The sequence below is a fragment of the Xenorhabdus kozodoii genome, assembly GCF_002632875.1.
GTDB classification, from domain to species: domain Bacteria; phylum Pseudomonadota; class Gammaproteobacteria; order Enterobacterales; family Enterobacteriaceae; genus Xenorhabdus; species Xenorhabdus kozodoii.
Map to the genome: position 1 here is coordinate 1 of NZ_NJCX01000027.1, position 2,977 is coordinate 2,977.

Sequence of the window (2,977 nt, forward strand, 5' to 3'; positions counted from 1 at the left end):
AAAAATGTATACGCTGGGTGAATTTGTAGCAGGTAAAGCCTGTTCGGATAACAAACGAGAAAATGCCTGCTATTTTGAAAGTACGGCTGAAACAAAACCCGTCAGCGATGGCGATAATACGATTGAATTAAAAATTACTATCCCTGAAAGAGTATTTATTGCAAAAGAATATCCAGTTGGTCACGAAAAAGATCCATTTGAAAAAAGTAAAATTGAATCGGAAATTCAGGATAGAATTGCAAAAAAAACTTATCCAAGGCAAGGATGGGCTAGTTTATGTGGCCCAGCGGCATTTTTTTATTGCTTACAGAAGGATAGGCCAGATATTTATGAGCAATCTGCCCGTGAGCTATGGAAATATGGCAAGACTAAAATAGGTAGATTAGAAATTAAACCGGGTGATGGTTGCCGCCACCCTAGCGGTTCTTTCTATAATAATGGAGCACCAACAATTTCAGGTTTAGATTGGATAACATTAGCGAGCTTAAGAGACTCAGAAAATGCTATTTTTAGCTATAATCAAGTTGAAGCTGAAACAGCGGGAGTTACAATGTGGGGGAAATTAACCGAATGGTTTGAGAAAGCAGGTTATGAGAAAATTTTTGATAATATAAGTATTTTTTCCCATAGTAATATCAATGATATAATAACTTTAAACGATTATATAAGAAAAGAGTATATTGTTGTAAGTTTAATCTCGGTTGGAATGCTAAACGGATCTGCTGGTGAAACTTCAGGTAAAAATCATTGGATTGTATGGGAAGGTGAAGTTAGCTCAAAAGGAAAGTCAATAAACCTAGATAGTGAAAATGAAATAGTTAATTTAAATATGTTTACTTGGGGAGGGATTAGTGAGCGAGTTAAATCTAATAATAATTTAAATTATTTTTTAAAACATACATTTGGAGGGTTGGTTTTTAAACCAATAAAATAAAAATGAGAAATATTTTTTTCATTATATCCATCTTACTTGTTTCTGCTTGTACAAGACAAACTGTTTCCATTTATCCTAATGGAAACTATTTAAAAGATGCTCAGGTAGGAGTTCCATATAATGAAATAATAAACATACCGGGTGTTATAGATATGGGTTTTTCAGCTAAAATAACACCTTCAAACTCAGGTCTAACATGGAATCCTAGCGATTATACAACCCCTGTTCTGCCAGCAACAGAAAAAGACTATAGCCGTATTCAAATTCAAGGAATGCCTATACATGTCGGGGAAATAACTATAAAAATATCTGGTGGTGTTTATGGCAATATGTTTACAAAAGTAGGTAAATTTAATAAAACCTACACAATAAAAGTGAAAGAATGATTTTTATTATTAGAATGGCGATTTAATTCGCCATTTAAAATGAAATCTTTTGTAAATATTTCGTCTTCATGTTTTCCCTTGTTTAGCCTCTGAATTCAAGAGGCTTTTTTATTATTTTTTATGGGGTTAAATAGTGTCTTAAAGAAAATAACCATTCCAAAAAACACCATGAAAAAACTACTCGAATTACGCCAGCAAAAAGCAACCTTTACTGAACAAATGCGTTCGCTGCTGACCAAAGCCGAAGATGAAAAGCGCTCACTTAACGCCGATGAAGCCAAACAGTTTGACGAGTTGCGTAGTCAGTCTGATGCCCTGAATACGGAAATCGCCCGTTATGAAGCGCTGTCTGATGAAGAACGCAATCAGGCCAAGAATCAGCCTGCCAGAGATAAACTCAGTAATGACGAATTGCGCCACTATATTCTGACGGGCGAAGCCCGTTCTCTGTCTACAAGCGTCCCCGCAGACGGCGGCTACACCGTTATCCCCGAACTGAACAAACAAATTATGCAGCAATTGGCTGATGAGTCGGTCATGCGCCAAATCTGTACCATTAAAACCACACGCAGCAACGAGTATAAACAGCTTGTTTCGGTCGGGGGTGCGGCAGTGGTACACGGTGAAGAAGGCAAGGCACGCGGTGAGACTGGCACGCCGAAGATGGAAGAAGTGAGCATCAAGCTGTTCCCCATTTACGCTTACCCCAAGACCACCCAAGAGATTATCGACTTTAGCGATGTGGATATCTTAGGCTGGCTGACCGCCGAGATTGCCGATACCTTCATTGATACCGAAGAAACGGATCTTGTCAGCGGTGACGGCAGCAAAAAAGCCAAAGGCTTCCTGTCTTATCCCCGTGACGTGAAAGCCGACAAGGTGCGTGATTTTGGTACGCTGCAAAAACTGGAAGCCACTACGCTTGAGGCCGATAGCCTGATTGATCTTAAGTTCCTGCTTAAGAACAAATACCGTAAAAACTCCGTCTGGGTGATGAACTCCAATACTGCCGCCAACGTGCAAAAGCTGAAAAATGGTAATGGAGATTATATCTGGCGGGAACGCTTACAAGCGGGTGATCCTGACATGTTGCTGGGCTTGCCAGTTCACTATCTCGAATTTATGCCAGATAACATCATTGGGCTGGGTGACTTCAAGCGCGGTTACTTCATCGTTGACCATCAAACGGGAATTCGTACCCGTCCTGACAATATCACTGAACCGGGATTCTATAAGGTACACACCGATAAATATTTGGGCGGCGGGCTGGTGGATTCTAACGCCATCAAGGTGCTGGAAGTGAAAGCAGCCAGTAAATAAGCGAGAGGGGCGAAAAGCCCCTTGACTGCCTTGGAGTACATAAAATGAATAACGATTTTGAAATCCGCACTGCCTCTTTGTCTGCCAGTGATAAAAAACTGACGGGTTATGTGATTAAGTGGAACAGCCGATCCCACGTTTTATGGGATGAATTTGTTGAACAGTTTACCCCGAATGCCTTTCGTGCCAGCTTAACGGCAAATACGGATGTTCGGGCATTGTATGAACATGATCATACGAACCTGTTAGGCCGTACCACCTCCGGCACATTGCAGCTTAGCGAAGATGCCACCGGATTACGCTTTGAGTTAACCCCGCCTGATACCCAACTGGGGCG

4 protein-coding genes are annotated in these 2,977 nt (G+C 40.9%); all 4 read left to right on the forward strand.

Features of this window, described 5'->3' with window-relative positions:
• Window positions 1–934, forward strand: a 934-nt coding sequence (locus Xkoz_RS20910; RefSeq protein WP_099143067.1) for a hypothetical protein, incomplete at its 5' end; no start/stop codon positions are given.
• A gap of 2 nt (window positions 935–936) precedes the next feature.
• Window positions 937–1,320 (forward strand): hypothetical protein, encoded by a 384-nt coding sequence (locus tag Xkoz_RS16020; protein ID WP_099143068.1) that lies wholly within the window; start codon window positions 937–939, stop codon window positions 1,318–1,320.
• Window positions 1,321–1,488: 168 nt separating this feature from the next.
• Window positions 1,489–2,640 carry a phage major capsid protein gene (locus tag Xkoz_RS16025; RefSeq protein ID WP_099143069.1) on the forward strand — a complete coding sequence of 384 codons (1,152 nt, stop codon included), beginning with the start codon at window positions 1,489–1,491 and terminating at the stop codon, window positions 2,638–2,640.
• Between the two features lie 44 nt (window positions 2,641–2,684).
• Window positions 2,685–2,977: HK97 family phage prohead protease (locus tag Xkoz_RS16030; protein ID WP_099143070.1), on the forward strand; the 293-nt coding region annotated here is incomplete at its 3' end.

What these genes read in the sequence shown, in the direction of transcription:
- Xkoz_RS16020 (WP_099143068.1), top strand. Translation starts at nt 937, where the DNA reads ATGAGAAATATTTTTTTCATTATATCCATCTTACTTGTTTCTGCTTGT.
- Xkoz_RS16025 (WP_099143069.1), top strand. Translation starts at nt 1,489, where the DNA reads ATGAAAAAACTACTCGAATTACGCCAGCAAAAAGCAACCTTTACTGAA.